Genomic DNA, 22,628 nt, shown 5'->3' with positions numbered 1-22,628 from the left:
GCTACGCCGCTTCCACGCTCCTGACCAGCCGGGGCAGCGCCACGCCCAGCGCGGCCGCGCGATAGAGGTAGCTCGCCAGCAGCGCGATCCACACGCCGATATCGCCCCACCCGCGCAGCATCGTGTCGGTCACTAGATAGAGCGCCACCGAAACGAGCGCCGCGTTGCGCAAGATGCGCCCACGCGTCGCGCCGATGAAGATGCCGTCGAGCAGCCAGCTCGGCATCCCCAACAGCGGCACCAGCGCGCAATAGGGCAGCATCGCCAGCGCCTGTCGCTGCACCGCCGGATCGTGCGTGACGAGCGCGATCAGCCACGGTCCAGTCGCGGCAATGACGCCGGCGAAGACCAGTCCTCCGGCCAGCGAGAACTCCCCCGTCAGCCGCGCCGCCCGCAGCAACGCCGCGCGCGATCCCGCGCCGGTCGCCGCCCCGACGCGCGCCTCCGCCGTGAAGGCGAAACCGTCGAGGACGAAGGCGCTGACGCTGACGAACTGCATCAGCACATGATTGGCGGCGAGCGGCACCGCGCCCAGCCGCGCCCCGGCGCGCGCGAACCAGGTGAACAGCAACAGCAGCGCCACCGTGCGGATCATGATGTCGGCGTTGACCGAAAGCAGCCGTCGGAACGCGCCCGGCGCGAATGTCGCGCGCCGCCCGATCCGCCACCAGCCCGGCCCCAGCACATGCCGCGCCGCCCATAGGCCGCTCGCCAGCGCGACCCATTCGGCGATCGACGTCCCGATTCCCGCGCCCCATGCGCCAAGGCCGAAGCCGGCGACCAGCAGCACGTCTAGCGCGATGTTGACGCCGTTGAACGCCACCTGACACGCCAGCGCCAGCCGCGTCCGGCCCAGCCCGAGCAGCCACCCGTTGAGGACGTAGAAGCCAAGTGCGGCGGGCGCCCCGGCGAAGCGCGCGGTGGTGAAGCCGTGCGCGGCCTCCGCCGCCGACGCGGGCACCTGCATCAGCGAAAGCGCGAGCGGCACGATCGCCGGCGACAGCGCCAGCAGCGCGATGCCCAGCCCCAGCCCGAGCAGCAACGCCCGCAGCAGCAAGGCGCGCAATTCCTCCCCGCCGCCGGCGCCGAGCGTCTGCGCGGTGAGGCCGGTCACGCCCATGCGCAGGAAGCCGAAGGTCCAGAAGATCAGGTTGACGGTGGTCACGCCCAGCGCGACCCCCGCCAGCGTCGCGGCGTTCCCGGTGCGCCCGATCACCGTGGTATCGACCACCCCGACCAGCGGCACCAGCACCTGACCGAGGATGATCGGCCAGGCCTGGGCGAAGATATCGCGGCGAGTCAGCGGTGTCATCGCCCGCGCCATCCCACGACCGGCGGGGCGACGCCACTCCCCGCCGGTCGTTTCCGGCGGGGCGATGCGTTCACATCAGCCGGCATAATCCTTGACGAGGTCGAACAGGAAGTCGCGCCCCTTATAGACCGCGTCGACCCGCATCCGCTCGTTCAGGCCATGCGCCCCGCTCTCGGGATCGTTGTAGAGACCCGGCGGGCCATAGGACGGGATGCCGATCGTCTCCAGATAGATGCCGTCGGTGCCCCCGGTCGACATGGTCGGCACCAGCGGCACGCCGGGATAATATTTGGCGACCAGCTTCTCGGCCGGGCCGACGATCCTGGGATCGAGCGTCGGCGGCACGGCGGCCGGGCGGATCGGCGGCGTCAGCGTCACCTTCATCCTGGGATCGCCGATCACCTTCTCCAGCTCGGCGCGGATCGCTTCCACGTCATTGCCGGGGAAGATGCGGCAGTTGATGTTGGCGCCCGCGCGCTGCGGCAGCGCGTTGTTGGCATGGCCGCCGTCGAGCAGGGTCGCGACGCAGGTGGTGCGCAGCATCGAGTGATAGGAACGATCCTTGTTGAGGATCGCCACCGCCGCCGTGTCCGCCGGGTTCTTCGAAACCGCGAGCATCGCCGCGCCGATCTCGTCCTTTCGCGCCGCGCCGGACTTGGCGAAATAGGCGCGGGTGGTGTCGTTCACCTGCGTGCGGAACTCGTAGTCGCGGATCTTCACCAGCGCGTCGGCCAGTTCGTAGATCGCATTGTCGCGGATCGGGATCGAGCTGTGTCCGCCCGGATTGGTCGCCTCGATCCGGTAGTTCTGGACGATCTTCTCGCCGACGTGGAGCGACATGACGATCGGCTTGCCGTCCGGCCCGGCACGGCCGCCGCCGCCCTCGTTCAGCGCGAACTCGGCGGCGATAAGGTCCGGCTTGTTCTTGGCGAGCCATTCCGCGCCGTCGAACGCGCCGGTCGTCTCCTCGCCGCAGGTCAGCGCCAGCTTCACCGTGCGCTTCGAATTGTAGTTGCTCGCCTTGAAGCGCAGCAGCGTGTCGATCCAGATCGCGTCCATCGCCTTCATGTCGGCGGTGCCGCGACCATAGAAGAAGCCGTTCTCCTCGATCATCTTGTACGGATCGCGCGTCCAGTCCTCGCGCTTGGCCGTCACCACGTCGATATGGCCGAGCAGCAGCATCGGCTTCACCGCCTGCGACGTGCCCGGATAAACGATGACGACGCCGCCGTCCCTGGGATGCTCGGGCACGGAGAAATAGGTGATCTGGCTGTCGCTGAAGCCCGCCGCCTTGAAGCGCGCGCCGATCTTCGCCGCGAGATCGGTGCAGCTTCCGCTGGTGATGCTCGTGTCGGTTTCAACCAACTCCTGATAGATCGCACGGAACGCCTGCTGATCGGGCCTGAGCGTCGGGGTCTGCGCCATCGCGGTCTGCGCCAGCAGCAGCGCGCCCGTCGTCATCACCAGTGACTTCATGTTCGTCTCCCCGTTCGAATTATGATGAGGCAGCTATGGAGTTTTCTCCAGCCCGCCGCAATCGGGGAGCGTGCGTTCAGGCCCGCCGCCGTGCGCCGGCCGTGCGGCGCGGCGGCGTGCGCGCGCGGGACGGCTCGGGCATCGCCGGCTCCGTCGTCCAGCCCAGATGCGGCAGGCTGACGGAGCGTTTGCCGAGCATATCGACGCGCACCACGATCAGCCCCTTCTCCTCGATGAAGTCGAGCATCCGCCGCGCCCGGCTCGGCGAGGCGGTCTGGTAGAGCGCGGCGAGCGTCCCGTTGTCGGGGCATTCCTCTCCAAACCGCGCCGCGCGCGCCAGCCCGAGGAAGGGCGCGAACATCTCCTCCGGCAGCGCCTCCGCCAGCGCCAGCACGTCATCCCAGTCCTGCTCCGGGTTCAGGCCGGCGCGGGCCATCCCATATTGGCGGCGGAAATGATCCAGCGGCTCGTCCGCCGTGACGCCGCGCATCCGGCAGCGCACCTGATAATCCTGATAGGATTGCGGCAGCGGCACGCGCGCATCCTCCCCCGCCATTTCCGCCAGCACGGCGCCGCGCACCGCCGCCTGCTCGGCCTCGTCGAGCACGGGCATGTCGGGCACGGCCGCCGGCGGCGGCGTGGCCGCGCTTTGCATCAGCTCGGAGAAGCTCGGCGGCGACGGCACGGGGATCGGCGGCGGCGCATCCGTCTCGTCGGCGGTGAACAGCCGCTCGCGCAGGCCGTCCGCGTCGGCTTCCGGCAGTGGCGTCAGCCTGGGGCCGACGTTGCGCGCCGCCGTCGTCACGCTGCCGATCCGCACCTTGATCGGGCGCCGCGTGATCGCCGGGCCGAGCGCGAGAAACTCGCCGCGCGCGAGATCGCGGATCTGGTCCGCCTGCCGCCGCTCCATGCCGAGCAGATCGGCGGCGCGGGCCATGTCGATGTCAAGGAAGGTGCGCCCCATCAGGAAATTGGACGCTTCCGCCGCGACATTCTTGGCGAGCTTGGCGAGGCGCTGGGTGGCGATCACCCCGGCCAGCCCGCGCTTGCGGCCACGGCACATCAGGTTGGTCATCGCCGCCAGCGAGGCGCGGCGCGCTTCCTCGCCCACTTCCCCGGCGGCGGCCGGCGCGAAGAGCTGCGCCTCGTCGACCACGACCAATATGGGAAACCATTGCTCCCTCGGCGCCTCGAACAAGGTGGCGAGGAAGGCGGCGGCGCAGCGGAGCTGGTCGTCGACCTCCAGCCCCTCCAGATTGAGCACCACCGAGGCGCGATGCTCGCGCGCGCGGGCGGCGAGCCGCTCGATTTCCGCGAAGCTGTAGTGCGCCGCGTCCACCGCGATATGGCTGAACGCATCGGCGAGCGAGACGAAATCGCCCTCGGGATCGATGATGACCTGCTGGACCAGCCCCGCGCTGCCTTCGAGCAGGCGGCGCAGCAGGTGCGACTTGCCCGAGCCGGAATTGCCCTGGACGAGCAGGCGCGTCGCCAGCAGCTCCTCGAGGTCTAGCTCGACGGAGGCTCCCGCTCCGTCGAATCCCATGTCGATCCTGGCAGTCATCGCCAAGCCGATGGCAACGCCCGGAGCGCGGGGCAAGGGGGTTGCGCCGGAAAGGCGGTCACCTCCCCGGCCGCGCGATCACTCCACCGTCACCGATTTCGCGAGGTTGCGCGGCTGATCGACGTCCGTGCCCTTCGCCACCGCGACGTGATAGGCGAGCAGTTGCACCGGCACCGCATAGACCAGGGGCGCGATCAGCGGGTGGACCTTGGGCATGGTGATCGTCGCGAGGCAGCCTTCGCCCGCCGCCTCCACGCCGTCATAGTCGCTGATGAGCACCACCTTGCCGCCGCGCGCCTGCACCTCCTGCATGTTGCTGACGGTCTTGTCGAACAACGGGCCGCTCGGCGCGATGACGATCACCGGCACATTCTCGTCGATCAACGCGATCGGGCCGTGCTTCATCTCGCCCGCCGCGTAACCTTCCGCGTGGATATAGCTGATTTCCTTCAGTTTCAGCGCACCTTCCAGCGCCAGCGGATAATCCGTCCCGCGCCCGAGATAGAGCACGTCGCGCGCGCCGGCGACCGCCCCCGCCATCGCCTCGATCGCCTCGTCATAGGCGAGCGCGGCGTTGAGCGCGGCCGGTGCTTCCGACAGATGCTTGACGATCGCCTTCTCGTCGGCCGGCGACAGCCTGCCCTTCGCCCGCGCGAGATTGGCGGCGAGCGCGGCCAGCACCGCGAGCTGACAGGTGAACGCCTTGGTCGAGGCGACGCCGATCTCCGGCCCGGCGTGCGTCGGGAGCAGCAGGTCCGCCTCGCGCGCCATCGAGCTGGTCGGCACATTGACCACCGCCGCGATCGTCTGCCCCTCGCTGCGGGCGTGGCGCAGCGCGGCGAGCGTGTCCGCCGTCTCGCCCGACTGGCTGATGACGATCATCAGCCCGCCCGGCTCCATCACCGGCGCGCGATACCGGAACTCGGAGGCGACATCGAGGTCGACCGGCACGCGCGCGAACTGCTCGAACCAGTATTTCGCGACCATCCCGGCATAGAAGCTGGTGCCGCAGGCGACGATCATGACGCGCTTGATCGACGACAGGTCATAGTCGGGGATCGGCAGCGTGACGCGATCCTCCATGCGCTGGAGATAGGCGCGCAGCGTCTGGGCGACGACGATCGGCTGCTCGTAGATCTCCTTCTGCATGAAGTGGCGGTGGTTGCCCTTGTCGATCAGCGCGCCGGTGACGCCGGAGATGGTGATCGGCCGCTCGACCGGATTGTCGTCGCGATCGAACACCTGCGCGCCCTCGCGGGTGCAGACCACCCAGTCGCCCTCCTCCAGATAGGCGATGCGCTGGGTGAGCGGCGCGAGCGCGAGCGCGTCGGAGCCGAGATAGGTCTCGCCGTCGCCATGCCCCACCACCAGCGGCGAGCCGAGCCGCGCGCCGATCAGCAGCTCGGGGTGGTCGCGGAACAGGATCGCCAGCGCGAACGCGCCGTGGAGACGCGGCAGCACCGCGCTGACCGCCGCCGCCGGGGCAAGGCCCGCCTCGACCTGCTCGCTCACCAGATGCGCGACCACCTCGGTATCGGTCTCGCTGGTGAACACCCGCCCCCGCGCGATAAGTTCCTCGCGCAGGGGTTTGAAATTCTCGATGATTCCATTGTGGACCACCGCGACATGCTCGGTCGCGTGCGGATGGGCGTTGTTGGTGGTCGGGCCGCCGTGCGTCGCCCAGCGGGTATGCGCGATGCCGACGTCGCCGGGCAGCGGATTGGCGGCCAGCTCGCGCGCGAGATTGACCAGCTTGCCCGAGGCGCGGCGGCGGTCGATCACGCCGTCATGGACGGTGGCGATGCCGGCCGAGTCATAGCCGCGATATTCCAGCCGCTTCAGCCCTTCGAGCAGCCGGTCCGCCACGTCCGCGGTGCCAAGAATGCCTACGATGCCGCACATACTGCTCTGTCTTTCGAAAAGTTCGGGAAAGGTTCGGTTCAGGTGCTTATCTGGCGGCTTTCTTGCGCGCCGTCATCATCTCGCGGAAACGGGCGGCCCAGCCGGCTTTCTCCTCCTGCGCCGGCCGGACGAGCGCCAATGCATCGGCGCTCACGTCGCGCGTCACCACCGCGCCCGCGCCGACGATCGCCCCGTCGCCGATCGTCACCGGCGCGACCAAGGCGGAGTTGGAGCCGATGAAGGCCCCCGCACCAATCTTCGTCTGATATTTGAAGAAACCATCATAATTGCATGTAATCGTTCCGGCGCCAATGTTCGCGCCGGCACCCACCTCGGCATCGCCGAGATAGGTCAGATGGTTTGCCTTGGCGCCCTCGCCAAGTACCGCCTTCTTCATCTCGACGAAATTGCCGACGCGCGATTTCGCCTGCATCACCGCGCCGGGCCGCAAGCGCGCATAAGGGCCGACCGAGCAGCTTGCGCCGACGCTCGCCCCTTCCAGATGGCTGAAGGCGTGGATCGTCGCGCCGTCCGCCACGGTGACGCCGGGGCCGAACACCACGTTCGGCTCGATCGTCACGTCGCGGCCGAGCGAGGTGTCGTGCGAGAACCACACCGTCTCCGGCGCGATCAGCGTGGCGCCATCGGCCATCGCCTGCGCGCGGCGGCGCGCCTGCCACGCGCGCTCCACCATGGCCAGTTCAGCGCGGCTGTTGACGCCGGCGACTTCCGCCTCGCCTGTCTCGATCACCGCCGAGGGGCGGCCATCGGCGGCGGCGAGCATCACGATATCGGGCAGATAGAATTCGCCCGCGGCATTGTCATTGCCGACGCGCGCCAGCAGGCCGAACAGATCCTCGCTCCGTACCGCCATCAGGCCAGAGTTACAGAGATTTACGGCGCATTCCTCAGGCGATGCGTCCTTATACTCGACCATCTTCACGATATGCCCGTCGCCGTCCGCGATCACCCGGCCGTAAGCGGCGGGATCGACCGGACGGAAGCCGAGCACCACCATCGCCGGCGCATCCGGGGCGTGGAGCCGCTCCAGCATCCGCCGCATCGTATCGGCGGACACGAGCGGCACGTCGCCATAGAGGATCAGCACGTCCCCCGCGAATCCGGCGAGTGCGTACTCCGCCTGATGCACGGCATGGCCGGTGCCGAGTTGCTCCGCCTGATGCACCACCTCCGCGCCGACCGGCGCGACCGCCGCCTCCACCTGCTCGCGCCGCGCACCGACCACCACAACGGTGCGCGCCGGCTCCAGCGCGGCGACGCTCGACAGCAGGTGCAGCAGCATCGGCCGCCCGGCGAGCGGATGAAGCACCTTATGCAGATCGGATTTCATCCGCGTGCCATTGCCGGCGGCGAGGATGATGGCGGCAATCGGTCTGTCGTTCATGCGGAGTGCTTTCGCATTGGAGGCTTGCCATTTCCATAGCCCTGCTGTCTGGCGCATGACCGATGAATGTTTTTCCGTTCACGATCGTCGGGTTCGATCTCGACGGCACGCTGCTCGATACGAGCGCGGACCTTGCCGCGGCGGTGAATCACGCGCTGGCGACTGAAGGGCGCGCGCCGCTGCCGGTCGATCGCGTGCGGCCGATGATCGGCGGCGGCGGGCGGCATATGCTGTCGCTCGCGCTGGCGGCGACCGGCGGAGGTGACGAATCGATGCTCGACCGGCTCTATCCGGTGATGATCGATTTCTATGCGGCCAACATCGCGATCCATACCATGCCTTTTCCGGGCGCGCTGCCGATGCTGGACGCGCTGGCGGGGCTGGACGTGACGATCGCGCTGGTGACGAACAAGGCGGAGCGCCTCGCGCGGCTGCTGCTCGACGCGGTCGGCATCACCGGCCGCTTCGCGACGATCGTCGGCGGCGCGGGCAAGCCCTCGCCCGCGCCGATCGAGGCGATGATCGCGCGTTGCGGCGGCGGCCGCGCCGCGTTCGTCGGCGATTCGGTCTATGACGTCGGCGCGGCGCACGCGGCGGGGATACCGGCGATCGCCTGCGCGTTCGGCTTCCTCAACCAACCCGTCGAAACGCTCGGCGCCGACGCCGTGATCGCGCATTTCGACGACCTGATTCCCGTGCTCGAGAGACTATGACCCATCAGGAACGCCTGACCTTCTGGCGGCTGCTGCTCGCCATCGCGGCGACCTTCGCGATCACGATGGCGCTGCTGCCGCATCCGCCGCAACTCGTCAACGTCGGGGACAAGTGGCAGCATATGGCCGCCTTCGCCACGCTGACGGTGCTGGCGACGCTCGCCTATCCGAAGGCGCCGCTGTGGCGGATCGCCGAACGGCTATCCTTCCTCGGCGCACTGATCGAAGTAGCGCAATCGATCCCCGCGCTGCATCGCGATTGCGACATCATGGACTGGCTCGCCGACACCGGCGCGATCCTCGCGGTGATCGCGTTGGTCGCGCTGTTCAGGCACTTTCGCGGCGACCACGCGACTTGGCCTTGATCCACAGATGCCGCGCCAGCATGGCCGGCGGCATGCGGAGCCAGTGCGAGCGGACGTAGAAGGCAAGTCGCGTCGCCGGCCGGATGCCGCGCCCCCAACCGTCGCGCGCGAGCAGGCGACGGCGCGCGATGGTGTCGAACACGCGCTCGGCGCGGCCCTCCGCAACCGGCGTATCGAACAGCAGGTGCGCCGCCCGCAGCGCCCGCGACACGACCCGCTCCGCCTGATGCGTGGCGGCGCGCCTCGCCAGCCTGACCTGCCAATCCGGGTCGCGCGCGGTGAACTCGCGCACCAGCCGGTCGATATCCCACAGGTTGCGCAGGCCGCCCGACAGATCGCCGTCCGCGAACAGGTGAATCGCGGCATGGACCACCATGTCCTCCGGCGACAGGATAGACAGACCGCCTTCGAGCGGCTCGGCGGCGGCGAGCAGTTGCGCGGCGTCGGGCGTGAGCCGGGCGGTCGGCGGCAGGATCGTGTGGTGGACGTCGATCATCCGGTCGCGCTCGCGATGGATCAGCGGCGGCAGCTCGTGCATCCAGCGCCGATAGTAGCTGTCGTCATAGGGATCGGGCTTCACCCATTCCCATCCGGCCGCGAGCAGCGCCGCCTCCGACGCGTCGAGCACGGCGCGCGGCACGAGGATGTCGAGATCGCCGATATGCCGCCCCCGCCCCGCGTCCAGCCCCGCCGCGACGAAGGCGGTGCCCTTGAGTAGGACCACCTTACAGCCGAGCGGCGCGAGCGCGCGGCGCGCCATTTCCGCCTCCCACAAGGCCTGCCGCCGTCCTTCCTCCGCCGAGCGGATCGCCGCCGCGAGGATCGCCTCCACCCGCGCCGGCAGCGGCAGGCCGCGCAGGCGGAATGCGAGCGAGCCGATCAGCAACTCGGCGCGCGCGACCGTTATCACCTCGCTCCATCGTCCGGCATCGACCCTCAGCGCCGTCTCGGGAACGGCGAGCAGGCGGCAGAGCAGATGCACCGCGCCGCTCCTCATGCTTCCGTCTCGATCGCCGCGATCGCGCTTTCCGCGTGGGGATAATCCAGTGCAATCGCGGGCACGTCGCGCACGAAGCGGGTCAGCGCGTCGAATCCCTGCTCGCCGAGCGCGACATAATTGGTCGATGCCTGCGTCAGCCGGACGAACGCCTCGCCCGCGCCGACAGGTCGGGCGTCGGCCGCGAAGCCGTAGCGCGGGAAGATCAGCCGCACGGGCCGCGCCGGACGGTCCATCGTCGCCAGCGCCGCCTCGCCCGGCACGAGATGGCGGATATCACCCTTCGGCGTCCCCGCCAGCAATGGCCCGAAGCGCGCATCGGGCAGCGCCGCGCGCACCACGTCGATCGCCGCGTTCTTGAGGCTCACCAGCCGGGGAAAGGCGTGGAGCAGCCCGGTATCGGGATCGAGCAGCGCGAACTCGTCCCCCATCAATCGCCAGCCGCGCGCGGAGAGCAGCGCCGCGAGCGTCGATTTCCCCGCGCCGGATTCGCCGGTCAGCACGATCGCCCGCCCCTCGCGCTCCACGGTCGCGGCGTGGAGCAGCAGGAAGCGCCGCTCACCCAGCGCGAGTTGCAGGTTCATCGCCATCTCGGCGGCGAGCAGGCCGTGCGCGAGCGGCAGCGGCGCCGCGTCCGGCAGCATATAGTCCCCCGCGATCGCCACCGACGGGCGGACGAAGCGCCGCCACGGCCGCGTCGCGGACAGCCGCACGGTGTAATCGGTTATCCCCCCTTCTGGAGTGGGATAACCGGCGTAGAGCGCGCGGAGCTGCTCGACCGGCGCGCGCCAGTCCGATCCGACGCGGAACGAGGTCGGCCCGATGCGGACGGAGAAAACGTGCCTCACCCCACCTCGACCAGTCCGGCCGCGACCAGCTCGCCGAGCCGCTCGGTCAGCGCGCCGCGCTCGTCCGGCGCGAGGCCGAAGGCACCGGCCAGCGCCTCCAGCGTGCGCCATTCGCCCGCCATCGCCTCCAGCAGCTCGGGCACCGGGGCGACGACCAGATGGGTGATGCCCGACGCGCGGTGATAGATGGCGACGAGATCGTCGAGCGGCGCGATGCGCAGCCCGCCCTGGGCCGGCGCGCGATAGCGCGTCGCGGCCATCGCGCGTTTACTTCCGCAGCATCTGGAGCGAGGCGAAGCAGGTGAAGCCAGTCGTCCCGCGCTGCAACCGCCCGACATATTTGAGATAGGCGCGGCTGCGCTCGTAATCCGTGCCGGGCAGATTGCCCCCGGTCGCCATCGCGCGGCGCACGTCCTCGCCCTTCAATGGGCGGAGCGGCGGCGCGAAGGCGTTCTTCGTTCCCGCCGGAACGACCTTGCCGTTGGCGTCGATATAGCCGCCCGCGCGGCCCGGATCGGGCACCGGTATCTCGCAGGTGAGCACCGATCCGGCGGTCTGCGCCAGCGCCGGGCGGATCGACACGACCGCCGCCGCCCCCACGGCGCCGAGCATCAGCGCGCGCCTGCGCGTCGCACCCGCGTCGCGCGGTTCGCCGTCATGATCGGTTTCGTCGCTCATCTCGTCCATGCAGTCCCACAATCGGCCCCGCGAGACAAGCAGGGCCGCCGGGACGTATCACGCCGGGACGTTTACCTTTCGGTTTACGCCCGGATGCGCGCGCGCCGGCGATCGGCTAAAGCGCGCGCCGTGCTGGACGGAATCACCCCTCGCGGCTGGCTCGCGGCCGGCATCGTCGCCGTGACGGCAGCCGTCACCTGGGCGCTGGCGGGCGACTGGCAGGTGCCGCTGGTCGCGCTCGCCGGCGGGTTGGTCGCGCTGCTCGCCGCCTCGCAGATGCGCGAGGAGCGGGAGGCGGAGGCCGCCGCCCTCGCCCGCGACGCCGCCGTCCCCGGCCCCGCGATCGAGGTGGCGATCGACGCCATCCTCGAGCCGGTGCTGCTGCTCGAGGGCACGCGCGTCGCGCTCGCCAACCGCGCGGCGCGGACGCTGTTCGGCGAGCATGTCGCGGGAGAGGACGTGCGCACCGCGATCCGGCATCCGGCCGCCGCCACGCATCTTTCGCAGCCGCGCGACGGCGAGCCGCCGCCGATCGAGCTGGTCGGGCTGGGCGGGCTGAACCAGCGATGGGAGATGCGCGCCAACGCGATCGGTGGCAACCGCCGGCTGATCCACCTGCTCGACCGCACCGACGCCCATGCCGCCGAGAAGATGCGCGTCGATTTCGTCGCCAATGCCAGCCATGAGCTGCGCACCCCGCTCGCCTCGATCCTCGGCTATGTCGAGACGCTGGCCGACGAGGCGGGCGACGACGCGGAAATCCGCACTCGCTTCCTGCGCATCGTGTTCGACGAGGCGCAGCGGATGGATCGGCTGGTCGGCGACCTGATGAGCCTGTCGCGGATCGAGGCGGACAAGTTCCGCCAGCCGCCCGATTCGATCGATCTTGCGCGGCTGATCCGCGAGACGGCAACAGCGCTGGCTGGCGCGCATGACGGGCGCGGGCACGATATCTCGCTCCACGTCACACCCGGCCTGCCGGTGGTGACGGGGGATGCCGTCCAGCTCTCCCAGCTCCTGCACAACCTGATCGGCAATGCGATGAAATACGGCCGCCCCGGCACGCCGATCCGCGTCGAGGCGGCGCCGGCGGCGGGGAACATGGTCCGCCTCGTCGTCGCCGATCAGGGCGAGGGCATCCCGCCCGAGCATCTGCCTCGGCTCACCGAACGCTTCTATCGCGTCGATGCCGGGCGCAGCCGTTCGCTCGGCGGCACTGGCCTTGGCCTCGCGATCGTCAAGCATATCGTGGAGCGTCATCGCGGCAGGCTCGATATCGCCAGCACGGTCGGCGAGGGCACGCGCGTCACGGTGATGCTGCGCGCGGCCGATGCCGCTGTCATATTAGCGTAACCTCAGTGTCACACAGGCGTACCGGAAACGAACGCCGCCTATCGAAGGCGTATGGGGTTTTGATGATTCGCCGCGCCGCGCTGCTCGTCGCCATATCGCTGTCGCTCGCCGCCTGCCACGATCAGGCGGCGGGCGGCGGCGCAGGCACACGCGAGCAGATCCGGGCGGTCGGCTCCTCCACCGTCTATCCCTTCACCGCCATCGTGGCGGAACAGTTCCTCGTCAATACGCCGGGCGCCAGGCCGCCGGTGATCGAGTCCACCGGCACGGGCGCGGGGATGAGGCTGTTCTGCGCGGGGATCGGCGCGGCGCATCCCGATATCGAGGACGCCTCGCGCCGCATGCGGCGGGTGGAATATGACGCCTGCGCGCGTAACGGCGCGGGGCGGCTGCTGGAAATCCAGATCGGCATCGACGGCGTGGTCCTCGCCGAAGCGAAGCGCGGCGCGCGGATGGCGCTGACCCCGGCCGATCTCTACCGCGCGCTCGCCGCGACGCCGGGCGGCCGCCCGAACGCCGCGCGGACGTGGCACGACGTGAACCCCGCGCTGCCCGCCACACCGATCCGCGTCTATGGCCCGCCGGCGACCAGCGGGACGCGCGACGCGCTGGCCGGGCTGATCCTGGCGCGCGGCTGCGCGCAGGTCGATCCGGCCGCCGCCACGCTGCGCGCGCGCGATCCGGGCGCGTTCGCGGTGCGCTGCCACCGCATCCGCGAGGACGGCGCCTATATCGACACGGGCGAGAACGACAATCTGATCGTCCAGAAGCTCGCCGCCGACCCCGATGCGATCGGCGTGTTCGGCTTCAGCTATCTGGAGGAGAACGCGGACACCGTGGTCGGCCTGCCGATTGGCGGGGTCGCGCCGAGCCATGCGACGATCGCGGACGGCAGCTATCCGGGCGCGCGGCCGCTCTACCTCTATGTGAAGCAGGCGCATCTCGGCGCGGTGCCGGGGCTGCGCCGGTTCCTCGCGCAATATGCGTTGCTGTGGGGCGATGGCGGCGCGCTGGCGCGGCGCGGGCTGATCCCTTCGCTGGCCGCCGTGCAGGCGCGTTCGGCCGCGATCGTCCGCAACGAGACGCTGCTCGACTCGCGGGAATTGAAGTGACGCCATGTCGCCACTGACGCTCCTGTTCCTGATCTTCGCGCTGGGCACGGTCGGCTGGCTCACCGGACGCGCCCGCGCGGTCCGCTTCCGGCTGGCGACGCCGGGGCGGTTCGGCTCGCTTCCCGGCCATCACGCGGCGTTCGTCGCGCTCTGCACGGTGGCGCCGGCACTGCTGTTCCTGCTGGTGTGGCGCTTCGTCTCCCCGGCGCTGGTGACCAACGCGGTGCTCGCCACTCCGGCGGCGGGCGCCCTGCCCCCGCCCGGCCTGGAGCGCGCCGCGATCCTGTCGGAAGCGCGCAACCTGGCGCACGGACACGCTTATGGCGCGTTCCACACCCTTTCCGCCGTGCTCGCGCCTTTCTATGCCGTCGCGCAGAAACGCCATGACCTGATCGCGGCGGCGATCGCGCTATTGCTCGCGCTGGGCGGCGGCAGCTTCGCCTTCCTGCGCGTCGCCCCGCGCTTCGCCGCGCGGACGCAGGTGGAGCGGCTGGTGATGGGACTGCTGCTCGCCGCCTCGCTGATCGCGATCCTGACGACGATGGGGATCGTCGCCAGCCTGCTGATCGAAAGCGCGCGCTTCTTCAGGATCGTGCCGGTCACCGATTTCCTGTTCGGCACGCACTGGTCGCCGCAGGTGATCGACCCGCGCGATCCGGGCGCCTCGCTCGGCGCGGTGCCGCTGTTCTGGGGCACCTTCTTCATCGGCGCGGTGATCGCGATGATCGTCGCCGTGCCTTTCGGCCTGATGAGCGCGATCTACCTGACGCAATACGCCCGGCCGGCGACGCGGCGCTGGATGAAGCCGATGCTGGAGATCCTCGCCGGGGTGCCGACGATCGTCTATGGCTATTTCGCCGCGCTCACCGTCGCGCCGGCGGTGCGCAATCTCGGCGTGTCGCTCGGCATCGCCTCCGCCTCGTCGGAAAGCGCGCTGGCGGCGGGGCTGGTGATGGGGGTGATGATCATCCCGTTCGTTTCCTCGCTCGCCGACGATTCGCTCGCCGCCGTCCCCGCCGCGATGCGCGACGGCAGCCTCGCGCTCGGCGCGACGCCGTCGGAGACGATCCGCCGCGTGCTGCTTCCCGCCGCGCTGCCGGGCGTGGTCGGCGGCGTGCTGCTGGCGACCAGCCGCGCAATTGGCGAGACGATGATCGTGGTGATGGCCGCCTCCGGGGTTGCGACGCTGACGCTCAACCCCTTCGCCAGCGCCACCACCGTCACCAGGCAGATCGTCGACCTGCTGACCGGCGAGGCGGAGTTCGAAAGCGCCAAGACGCTCGCCGCCTTCGCGCTGGGCCTCACCCTGTTCGCCATCACTCTGCTTTTCAACATCGTCGCGCTGATGATCGTGAAACGGTATCGCGAAGCCTATGAGTGAATCGCCGCCCCGGACGCCGACCGACTGGTCGGGTGAGCGGATGCAGCGCCGCATCGCGCGCCGCTATCGCGCGGAGCGCCGCTTCCGGTTGCTCGGGCTGGCGGCGATCGCGCTGTCGGCGGCGTTCCTGCTGGTCCTGCTCGGATCGATGCTGACGCGCGGCGTCGGCGGCTTCACCGAGACACGCATCGCGCTGCCGCTGGACCTCGGAGCCGCGAGGCTCGCGGTCGATCCTGCCCGCCTAAAGGGGCGCGACGCCGATCGCGCGCTGGCCGGCGCCGGGCTGGAGGATGCGGTGGACGCCGCCGCCAATGCCGCATGGCCAAGGCTGGGCGGAGCGGCCCTGCTCTCGGACGGCGCATGGCTACGGGTGCGCGACGCGGTGAAGGCCGATCCGACGCTCCTCCTGCGACGCACGACGCTGGACGTGCCCGCCGCGAGCGCGATCGACATCGCCTATAAAGGCGACGGCACGCCCGAGGCGGAAGCGACCGTCCGAGCGCTGGGCGGCCAATTGTCACGCGGGTTCAACCGCGATTTCCTCACCGCCGCCGATTCCACCGATCCGACGCGCGTCGGCATCTGGGGCGCGCTCAAGGGATCGCTGATGACGACGTTCGTCACCATCGCGCTCGCCTTTCCGGTCAGCGTGCTGGCGGCGCTCTATCTGGAGGAATATGCCCTCCGCAACCGCTGGACAGGCCTGATTGAGGTGTCGATCAACAATCTCGCGGCGGTGCCCTCGATCATCTTCGGGCTGCTCGGCCTCGCGGTGTTCCTCGGCACCTTCGGGCTGCCGCGCTCGGCCGCGATCGTCGGCGGGCTGACGCTGGCGCTGATGACCATGCCGGTGATCGTCATCGCCGGGCGCAACGCGATCCGCGCGGTGCCGCCCTCGATCCGCGACGCGGCGCTGGGCATCGGCGCCTCGCCGGTGCAGGTGGTGTTCCACCACGTCCTGCCGCTGGCGCTGCCCGGCATCCTCACCGGCACGATCATCGGCGTCGCCCGCGCGCTGGGCGAGACGGCGCCGCTGCTGCTGATCGGGATGCGCGCCTTCATCGCCGCCCCGCCGGACCGGCTTACCGACCCGGCGACGGTGCTGCCGGTGCAGGTGTTCCTGTGGTCCGACGAGGTGAATCGCGGGTTCGTCGAGAAGACCTCCGCCGCGATCGTCGTGCTGCTGGTGCTGTTGCTGGCGATGAACGGCATCGCCATCTACCTCCGCAACAGGTTCGAGACCCGCTGGTGATGCGCGACGACAAGCCGCCCAAGATGACCGCCGAGCACATCGACGTCTTCTATGGCGACCATCAGGCGATCTCGGACGTCTCGATCGACATCCCGCAGGAGGAGGTGACGGCGTTCATCGGCCCGTCCGGCTGCGGCAAATCCACCTTCCTGCGCACGCTCAACCGGATGAACGACACGGTGGCCGCCGCCCGGGTGACGGGCGATATCCGGCTGGACGGCGAGGATATCTACGCCCGCGAGATGGATGTGGTGCAGCTTCGCGCGCGCGTCGGCATGGTGTTCCAGAAGCCGAATCCCTTCCCCAAGTCGATCTACGAGAATGTCGCTTACGGCCCGCGCATCCACGGCCTCGCCAGAGGACGCGCCGATCTCGACCGGATCGTCGAGGAATCGCTCGTCCGCGCCGGGCTATGGAGCGAGGTGAAGGACCGGTTGGCCGATTCCGGCACCACGCTCTCGGGCGGCCAGCAGCAGCGGCTATGCATCGCCCGCGCCATCGCGGTCGATCCCGAGGTGATCCTGATGGACGAGCCGTGCAGCGCGCTCGATCCGATCGCCACCGCGCGGATCGAGGAACTGATCCACGAATTGCGCGGCCGCTACGCGATCGTGATCGTCACCCACAACATGCAGCAGGCGGCGCGCGTCAGCCAGAAGACCGCTTTCTTCCATCTCGGCCGGCTCGTCGAATATGGCGACACATCCGACATCTTCACCAACCCGCGCGAGGAGCGCACGCGGGACTATATCACCGGCCGCTACGGCTGAAGGGATCGCGGATGGCAACCGGACAGGAACATACCGTCAAGGCCTTCGATCAGGACATCGGCCAGCTTCGCGGGCTGATCGGCCAGATGGGCGGGCTTGCCGAGCAGGCGATCGCCGACGCGATGACGGCGCTGCAACGCGGTGACCTCGATCTCGCGCGACGCGTGCGTGACGGCGACAAGGCGCTCGACGCGCTGGAGATGGAGGTGGAGCGCACCGCCGTCCGCGTCATCGCGCTGCGCGCGCCGATGGCGAACGACCTGCGCGAGGTGGTCGCCGCGCTCAAGATCGCCGGCGTGGTCGAGCGGATCGGCGACTATGCCAAGAACATCGCCAAGCGCGTGCCGATGATCGAGGGCGAAAGCCGGATCGAGCCGATTTCCACCCTGCCCGCGATGGCGCGGATGGCGTCGGGCATGGTGCACGACGTGCTCAACGCCTTCGCCGCGCGCGACGCCGATGCGGCGCGGGAGATCTGCGCCCGCGACGACGCGCTGGACGATTTCTACGACAGCATCTTCCGCACGCTCGTCACCTATATGGTCGAGAATCCGCGCACGATCAGCCAGGTCGCGCACCTGCTGTTCGTCGCCAAGAACCTGGAGAGGATCGGCGACCACGCCACCAACGTCGCCGAAATGGTCTATTTCGCCGCCACCGGCACCCGGCTTGCCGATCGAGAGAAGGTAATTAACTGATGGCCCGCGCCCATATGCTTCTGGTCGAGGACGACGCCAGCCTCGCCGAACTGCTCATCTGGCACTTCAAGCGCGAGGATTTCGACGTCGCGCACACCATCGATGGCGAGGAGGCGCTGCTGATGGCGAAGGAAAAGGTGCCCGATATCGTCCTGCTCGACTGGATGGTCGAGGGCATCTCGGGGATCGAGGTCTGTCGCCGCCTGCGGCGCGCGACCGAGACGCAGAACGTGCCGATCATCATGCTCACCGCGCGCGGCGAGGAGGAGGATCGCGTGCGCGGGCTGGAAACCGGGGCCGACGATTACGTCACCAAGCCCTTCTCCCCGCGCGAATTGGTCGCGCGCGTCGGCGCGGTGCTGCGCCGCGTGCGGCCCGGCCTCGCCGGTGAGATGCTGAGCTACGCCGATCTCGAAATGGACACCGTCGGCCACAAGGTGCGGCGCGGCGGCGAGGTGATCCCGCTCGGCCCGACCGAGTTCCGCCTGCTCAAGCATTTCCTCGAACATCCCGGCCACGTCTTCTCGCGCGAGCGGCTGCTCGACAGCGTGTGGGGGCATGACAGCGACATCGAGAGCCGCACGGTCGACGTGCATATCCGCCGGCTGCGCAAGGCGATCAACGAGGGAGACCGGCCGGATATCATCCGCACCGTCCGCTCGGCGGGCTATGCGCTCGATTCGGAAGGGTAAAAAAGCACGCATTTTTTGAATCGCTAACGAAACGACGGAGCCAACCGTGATTTCGTGCGTTGGCGGGTGGCGTATTCATGACGCGAAGTGCGTTTCCTGACAGGAGTTTTTCGCATGAAATCCATTCTTCTGGCGGCTGCGGCGCTGCTCGCCGCCCCTGCGATGGCGCAGGATCAGACACCGCCGGCGACCGACAGCAGCGCCCAGATCGGCGGCCTGCAACCGAGCGCGCCCGCGCTCCAGGGCACGCCGGAGCCCGGCTCGAAGGTGATCTTCAAGCAGGCGCCGGACCCGAACACCGCTTTCCCCCCGCCCCCGGCGAAGGACAGCTATCCGGTATGCAAGAAGGGCCAGTTCGATGGCTGCGTGCAGGCCGGCACGGGTGACGGTCATGTCGACAGGGCCCCGGCGCATCATGCGAAGAAGCATGTGCGCAGGGCGGCCGTGAAGAAAACCACGACGACGACGACCACCACCACAACGACCGCGCCGAAGTAAGCGCGCGGCGTCACGGGCGGTTGCGCCCGTTTGAATGATGAGTATGGGAAGGCGCTTCATTCCTACCGAAGGAGCGCCTTTTCCATGACCATCCGTTTCGACGACAGGGTAGCGATCGTCACCGGCGCCGGCGGCGGCCTGGGCCGCGAATATGCGCTGGAGCTCGCCCGCCGCGGCGCGAGGGTCGTGGTGAACGATCTCGGCGGCGACCGCACCGGCACCGGCGCATCGGATGCCGCGCTGAAGGTGGTCGAGGAAATCGAGGCCGCCGGCGGCACCGCGATGGCCAACGGCCACAGCGTCACCGAATATGACCAGATGGTCGAGATGGTCGCCCGCGCCAAGGAGAAGTGGGGCGGCATCCACGTCCTCATCAACAATGCCGGCGTGCTGCGCGACAAGACCTTCGCCAAGATGGAACCGGCCGACTTCGAGTTCGTCGTCAAGGTCCACCTGATCGGCTCCGCCTACGCCACCAAGGCATGCTGGGAGACGTTCCGCGAGCAGAATTACGGCCGCGTACTGATGACCGCTTCGTCCACCGGCCTATTCGGCAATTTCGGCCAGGCGAATTACGGCGCGGCGAAGCTCGGCCTCGCCGGCCTCACCAAGACGCTCTACCTCGAAGGCGCCAAGAACAATATCAAGGTCAACACGATCGCCCCGGTCGCGGGCACGCGCATGACCGAGGATTTGTTCCCGGCCGAGGCGTTCAAGGCCTTCTCCCCCGACAAGGTGGTGCCGGCGGCGCTGTTCCTCGTCAGCGAGGACGCGCCGAGCAACCAGATCCTCGGCGCGGGCGCTGGCGTGGTGCAGGCGAGCTACGTCACGCTGACGCAGGGCGTGCTGCTGACGGGCGAAGACCTGTCGCCCGAAGGCGTGCAGAAGCACTGGGCCGAGATCACCGACCGTAAGGGCGAGATCGTGCCCGATTCCGGCGCGGCGCAATCGATGTTGATCGGCCAGAAGCTGACCGGCGGCTGACACGCTTCGAGCCCCTCTCCCTCGAAAGGGGGGCTTCGTTTCCTTACCCCTCGACCAGCTTCATCAGCCGCCGCTCGACCGGGGCGAGCACCGGGCCAAGCTCGTGCCCGCGCCTCAGCACGGCGCCCGCCTCGTTGACCAGCGCCCACATCCCCTGCCGGTTGCGCAGCGCGGGGCGTTTCTCGATGCGATATTCCGGGCGCTCCGCCGCGCGGCGGAAGGCGGCGAAGACCGCCGCGTCGCGTCCGAGATCGATCGCATAGTCGCGCCAATGCCCGGCCGCGACCATCCGACCGTAAAGATCGAGGATGCGCATCAGTTCCGGCCGGTCGAACCCGATCTGGCCGGGACGTCCCTGCCCCGGCGCGAGCGGGAACGGGGTGACGACCCCCATCAGGCGCGAGTCGCCGCGCGATCGGAGCCGGCCTGTTCCTCCATCAGCGCGTCGAGCCGGCGGCGCATCGTCTCAAGCTCGCAGCGCAGCAGTTCCACCTTCTGTGTCGCGGGGTCGAACATCTCGCTGCACGGCGTGCCGTAAGGCACGAACTTCGGCTCGTTCGCCTGCCCGCCCTCGACCATCGTGGCGCGCGCCGGGATGCCGACCATCACCGCGCCCGCCGGCACGTCGCGCGTCACCACCGCGTTCGCGCCGACCCGCGCGCCCTGCCCCACGGTGATCGGGCCGAGCACCTGCGCGCCCGATCCGATGATCGAGCCGTCGAGCAATGTCGGGTGGCGCTTGCCCGCGACGCCATTGTCCGGGCTGGTGCCGCCCAGCGTGACGCATTGGTAGATCGTCACATTGTCGCCGATCTCCGCCGTCTCCCCGATCACGACGAAGCCATGGTCGATGAAGAAATTGTGCCCGATCGTCGCGCCGGGATGGATGTCGATCGCGGTCAGGAAGCGCGAGAGATGGTTCACCGCCCGCGCGAGGAAATAAAACCGCGACTTGTAGAGCCGGTGCGCGATGCGATGCCAAGCCAGCGCCCAGACACCGGGATAAAGCAGGATTTCGAGCCGCGAATGGGGCGCCGGATCGCGCGCCCGGATCGAATCGAGATATGCCGTCAATCCGGCCATGGCGTGTCTTCCCCTAGAAGCACCCGCATTTAGGCGTTCGCCAATGCGATTTCCAGCAGGCGTCGCGCATCGCCGTTCGCAACCTCGCGGCGGCCGGCGGGGTTTACCCTTGACGAGCCGCCATCACATCATCGCGGCCGGACGGGAGATCATCGTTTGGACCTTACGCTTGCCACGGCCGACGCGCTGTTGCCTTTCATCCTCGTGGGTTTCGCCGCGCAGATCGTTGACGGCGCGCTGGGCATGGCGTTCGGCCTCATCTGCAACACCTTGCTGGTGGCGGTGATGGGCATGGCGCCGGCGCGCGCGTCGGCCAACATCCATATCGTCGAGACCTTCACCACCGCCGTTTCGGGGATCAGCCACCTGCTCCACGGCAATATCGACCGGCGGCTATTCGTGCGGCTGCTCGTCCCCGGCTTGATCGGCGGCGTGACCGGCGCGTGGCTGCTGAGCAACATCGATGCAAGCGTGGTGAAGCCGTTCGTGCTCGGCTATCTCGTGCTGGTCGGCCTCTATCTGCTGGCGCGCGCGGCGACGCACCGGCACCGCGCCGCGCGGCCGAGGGTCGTCGAACCGCTCGGGCTGATCGGCGGTTTCCTCGACGCCGCGGGGGGTGGCGGCTGGGGGCCGGTGGTGACGTCGAACCTGCTCGTGCAGGGGGTCGAGCCGCGCCGCGTGGTCGGCACCGTCAGCGCGGTGGAGTTCTTCCTGACCCTCGCCGTCTCCGCGACCTTCATCAGCGAACTGGGCGTCCACGATTTCGCGACGGCGACGATCGGGCTGCTGATCGGCGGGATCGCCGCCGCTCCGCTCGGCGCGGTGATGGCGAAGCGGATTCCGACGCGGGCGATGCTGGTGCTGGTCGGCATCGTGCTGACGCTCACCAGCGCCTATGGCATCTTTCACGCGCTGGGATATTGACGATCCGGCCCGCCGCGCGTGGCGACCGGCCGGATCGGAGCGTCACGCGGTGGCCGCGTGGACCGTGGCGACCGCCTTCATCACCGCGCCGATGCGAACCGCGGTCTGGATCAACTCGGCGGTGACGCCGGCGTTCTTCAGCACCTGCTCATGCGCGTCGATGCAGCGGCCGCAGCCGTTCATCGCGCTGACGGCGAGGCTGAACAGCTCGAAATCCACCTTGTCGATTCCCGGCGCGCCGATCACGTTCATGCGCAGCTTGGCCGGCATCTTGGAATATTCCTCGTTCCCGGCGAGGTGCGTGAAGCGATAATAGACGTTGTTCATCGCCATCACCGCCGCCGCCGCGCGCGCCGCGTTGGCGGCCTCGGGCGAGAGCTTGTCGGCCACTTCCGCCTCGGTCGCGTCCACCAGCGGCTTGTGGCCGGTGCCGTGCGCGCAGGCGAGCAGGGTGCCGTATTTGCGCTGGTCGTTCAGCACCGTCTCGTTGAGCAGCGAGCCGACGTTGAGGCGGATATCCTTGGCGAAATCGGGCAGCGCGCCCGCGAAATCCTTGAGCGACATGGATGGTGTCTCCTTATGGCATGAAAAAGGGGGCGCGAAACCGGCCGGTCCCGCGCC

The 22,628-nt window shown here is 69.2% G+C and carries 24 protein-coding genes; 12 read left to right on the top strand and 12 right to left on the bottom strand.

Translation table 11 applies throughout. The features are described from left to right. Position 1: 1 nt before the first annotated feature. The 5 genes from F9288_RS11470 to glmU form a co-directional block, all read right to left on the bottom strand. Positions 2 to 1,312 (bottom strand): MATE family efflux transporter, encoded by a 1,311-nt coding sequence (locus tag F9288_RS11470; RefSeq protein WP_174836918.1) that lies wholly within the window; start codon positions 1,310 to 1,312, stop codon positions 2 to 4. Between the two features lie 75 nt (positions 1,313 to 1,387). Then, positions 1,388 to 2,788, bottom strand: a complete 1,401-nt coding sequence (locus F9288_RS11465; protein ID WP_174836917.1) for a M20/M25/M40 family metallo-hydrolase — start codon at positions 2,786 to 2,788, stop codon at positions 1,388 to 1,390. A 76-nt stretch (positions 2,789 to 2,864) separates the two neighbouring features. Further along, positions 2,865 to 4,352, bottom strand: coding sequence for an ATP-binding protein (locus F9288_RS11460; RefSeq protein ID WP_174836916.1), 1,488 nt, complete (start codon positions 4,350 to 4,352; stop codon positions 2,865 to 2,867). A gap of 78 nt (positions 4,353 to 4,430) precedes the next feature. Next, positions 4,431 to 6,254 (bottom strand): glutamine--fructose-6-phosphate transaminase (isomerizing), encoded by a 1,824-nt coding sequence (glmS, locus tag F9288_RS11455; protein WP_174836915.1) that lies wholly within the window; start codon positions 6,252 to 6,254, stop codon positions 4,431 to 4,433. A gap of 46 nt (positions 6,255 to 6,300) precedes the next feature. Next, a complete protein-coding gene (gene glmU, locus F9288_RS11450) occupies positions 6,301 to 7,659 on the bottom strand; it encodes a bifunctional UDP-N-acetylglucosamine diphosphorylase/glucosamine-1-phosphate N-acetyltransferase GlmU (protein ID WP_174836914.1) in 1,359 nt (452 codons plus the stop codon). Positions 7,660 to 7,721: 62 nt separating this feature from the next. Between glmU and F9288_RS11445 the strand changes: the two genes are divergently transcribed. Both F9288_RS11445 and F9288_RS11440 read left to right on the top strand, forming a co-directional pair. After that, positions 7,722 to 8,372: an HAD-IA family hydrolase gene (locus F9288_RS11445; RefSeq protein ID WP_174836913.1), complete on the top strand. Its 651-nt coding sequence runs from the start codon at positions 7,722 to 7,724 to the stop codon at positions 8,370 to 8,372. Continuing rightward, positions 8,369 to 8,737, top strand: a complete 369-nt coding sequence (locus F9288_RS11440; protein WP_174836912.1) for a hypothetical protein — start codon at positions 8,369 to 8,371, stop codon at positions 8,735 to 8,737. Before F9288_RS11445 ends, F9288_RS11440 begins: the two co-directional genes overlap by 4 nt. Here F9288_RS11440 and F9288_RS11435 read toward each other — a convergent pair. From F9288_RS11435 to F9288_RS11420, 4 genes are read right to left on the bottom strand one after another with little or no spacing between them, the layout of a single operon-like run. Continuing rightward, the gene (locus F9288_RS11435; RefSeq protein ID WP_174836911.1) at positions 8,700 to 9,734 is read right to left on the bottom strand and encodes a nucleotidyltransferase family protein; all 1,035 of its coding nucleotides are present in this window, start codon (positions 9,732 to 9,734) and stop codon (positions 8,700 to 8,702) included. The two genes, F9288_RS11440 and F9288_RS11435, sit on opposite strands and share 38 nt — an antisense overlap. Further along, on the bottom strand, positions 9,731 to 10,582 hold the full coding sequence (locus tag F9288_RS11430; RefSeq protein ID WP_174836910.1) for an HprK-related kinase A: 852 nt from the start codon (positions 10,580 to 10,582) through the stop codon (positions 9,731 to 9,733). Before F9288_RS11430 ends, F9288_RS11435 begins: the two co-directional genes overlap by 4 nt. Next, the gene (locus tag F9288_RS11425) at positions 10,579 to 10,842 is read right to left on the bottom strand and encodes an HPr-rel-A system PqqD family peptide chaperone (protein ID WP_174836909.1); all 264 of its coding nucleotides are present in this window, start codon (positions 10,840 to 10,842) and stop codon (positions 10,579 to 10,581) included. The genes F9288_RS11430 and F9288_RS11425 overlap by 4 nt, the downstream gene beginning before the upstream one ends. 7 nt (positions 10,843 to 10,849) lie before the next feature. Continuing rightward, a complete protein-coding gene (locus F9288_RS11420) occupies positions 10,850 to 11,260 on the bottom strand; it encodes a hypothetical protein (protein WP_174836908.1) in 411 nt (136 codons plus the stop codon). A gap of 129 nt (positions 11,261 to 11,389) precedes the next feature. Between F9288_RS11420 and F9288_RS11415 the strand changes: the two genes are divergently transcribed. From F9288_RS11415 to F9288_RS11375, 9 genes are all read left to right on the top strand, one after another. Next, entirely contained in the window at positions 11,390 to 12,613 is a 1,224-nt protein-coding gene (locus F9288_RS11415; protein ID WP_254620847.1) for an ATP-binding protein, read from the top strand. 62 nt (positions 12,614 to 12,675) lie between these two features. Then, positions 12,676 to 13,725, top strand: a complete 1,050-nt coding sequence (locus F9288_RS11410) for a substrate-binding domain-containing protein (protein WP_174836906.1) — start codon at positions 12,676 to 12,678, stop codon at positions 13,723 to 13,725. 4 nt (positions 13,726 to 13,729) lie between these two features. After that, positions 13,730 to 15,106 carry a phosphate ABC transporter permease subunit PstC gene (gene pstC, locus F9288_RS11405; RefSeq protein ID WP_174836905.1) on the top strand — a complete coding sequence of 459 codons (1,377 nt, stop codon included), beginning with the start codon at positions 13,730 to 13,732 and terminating at the stop codon, positions 15,104 to 15,106. Further along, positions 15,099 to 16,358 carry a phosphate ABC transporter permease PstA gene (gene pstA, locus F9288_RS11400; RefSeq protein ID WP_254620846.1) on the top strand — a complete coding sequence of 420 codons (1,260 nt, stop codon included), beginning with the start codon at positions 15,099 to 15,101 and terminating at the stop codon, positions 16,356 to 16,358. The genes pstC and pstA overlap by 8 nt, the downstream gene beginning before the upstream one ends. Next, positions 16,358 to 17,128 carry a phosphate ABC transporter ATP-binding protein PstB gene (gene pstB, locus F9288_RS11395; RefSeq protein ID WP_174839040.1) on the top strand — a complete coding sequence of 257 codons (771 nt, stop codon included), beginning with the start codon at positions 16,358 to 16,360 and terminating at the stop codon, positions 17,126 to 17,128. The genes pstA and pstB overlap by 1 nt, the downstream gene beginning before the upstream one ends. An 11-nt stretch (positions 17,129 to 17,139) precedes the next feature. Next, positions 17,140 to 17,826: a phosphate signaling complex protein PhoU gene (gene phoU, locus F9288_RS11390; RefSeq protein WP_174836904.1), complete on the top strand. Its 687-nt coding sequence runs from the start codon at positions 17,140 to 17,142 to the stop codon at positions 17,824 to 17,826. After that, positions 17,826 to 18,518 (top strand): phosphate regulon transcriptional regulator PhoB, encoded by a 693-nt coding sequence (phoB, locus tag F9288_RS11385; RefSeq protein WP_174836903.1) that lies wholly within the window; start codon positions 17,826 to 17,828, stop codon positions 18,516 to 18,518. The genes phoU and phoB overlap by 1 nt, the downstream gene beginning before the upstream one ends. A gap of 114 nt (positions 18,519 to 18,632) precedes the next feature. Continuing rightward, positions 18,633 to 19,016: a hypothetical protein gene (locus F9288_RS11380; protein ID WP_174836902.1), complete on the top strand. Its 384-nt coding sequence runs from the start codon at positions 18,633 to 18,635 to the stop codon at positions 19,014 to 19,016. A gap of 84 nt (positions 19,017 to 19,100) precedes the next feature. After that, positions 19,101 to 20,000, top strand: coding sequence for an SDR family NAD(P)-dependent oxidoreductase (locus F9288_RS11375; RefSeq protein WP_174836901.1), 900 nt, complete (start codon positions 19,101 to 19,103; stop codon positions 19,998 to 20,000). A 43-nt stretch (positions 20,001 to 20,043) separates the two neighbouring features. Here the strand turns inward: F9288_RS11375 and F9288_RS11370 are convergent, their stop codons facing one another. Then, positions 20,044 to 20,394, bottom strand: a complete 351-nt coding sequence (locus tag F9288_RS11370) for a DUF2794 domain-containing protein (protein ID WP_174836900.1) — start codon at positions 20,392 to 20,394, stop codon at positions 20,044 to 20,046. Then, entirely contained in the window at positions 20,394 to 21,083 is a 690-nt protein-coding gene (gene epsC, locus F9288_RS11365) for a serine O-acetyltransferase EpsC (RefSeq protein ID WP_174836899.1), read from the bottom strand. The genes F9288_RS11370 and epsC overlap by 1 nt, the downstream gene beginning before the upstream one ends. A gap of 156 nt (positions 21,084 to 21,239) precedes the next feature. On the opposite strand from epsC, the gene F9288_RS11360 reads away from it, so the two are divergent. After that, the gene (locus tag F9288_RS11360; protein ID WP_174836898.1) at positions 21,240 to 22,007 is read left to right on the top strand and encodes a sulfite exporter TauE/SafE family protein; all 768 of its coding nucleotides are present in this window, start codon (positions 21,240 to 21,242) and stop codon (positions 22,005 to 22,007) included. Positions 22,008 to 22,049: 42 nt separating this feature from the next. Here F9288_RS11360 and F9288_RS11355 read toward each other — a convergent pair whose 3' ends face one another. Continuing rightward, positions 22,050 to 22,571 (bottom strand): carboxymuconolactone decarboxylase family protein, encoded by a 522-nt coding sequence (locus tag F9288_RS11355; protein ID WP_174836897.1) that lies wholly within the window; start codon positions 22,569 to 22,571, stop codon positions 22,050 to 22,052. Between the last annotated feature and the right edge of the window lie 57 nt (positions 22,572 to 22,628).

It is taken from the genome of Sphingomonas sp. CL5.1, assembly GCF_013344685.1.
In the GTDB taxonomy this organism is placed as follows: Bacteria; Pseudomonadota; Alphaproteobacteria; order Sphingomonadales; family Sphingomonadaceae; genus Sphingomonas.
The sequence above is the reverse complement of the archived record's forward strand: the minus strand, read 5'-3'. Positions and strand labels throughout refer to the sequence as shown.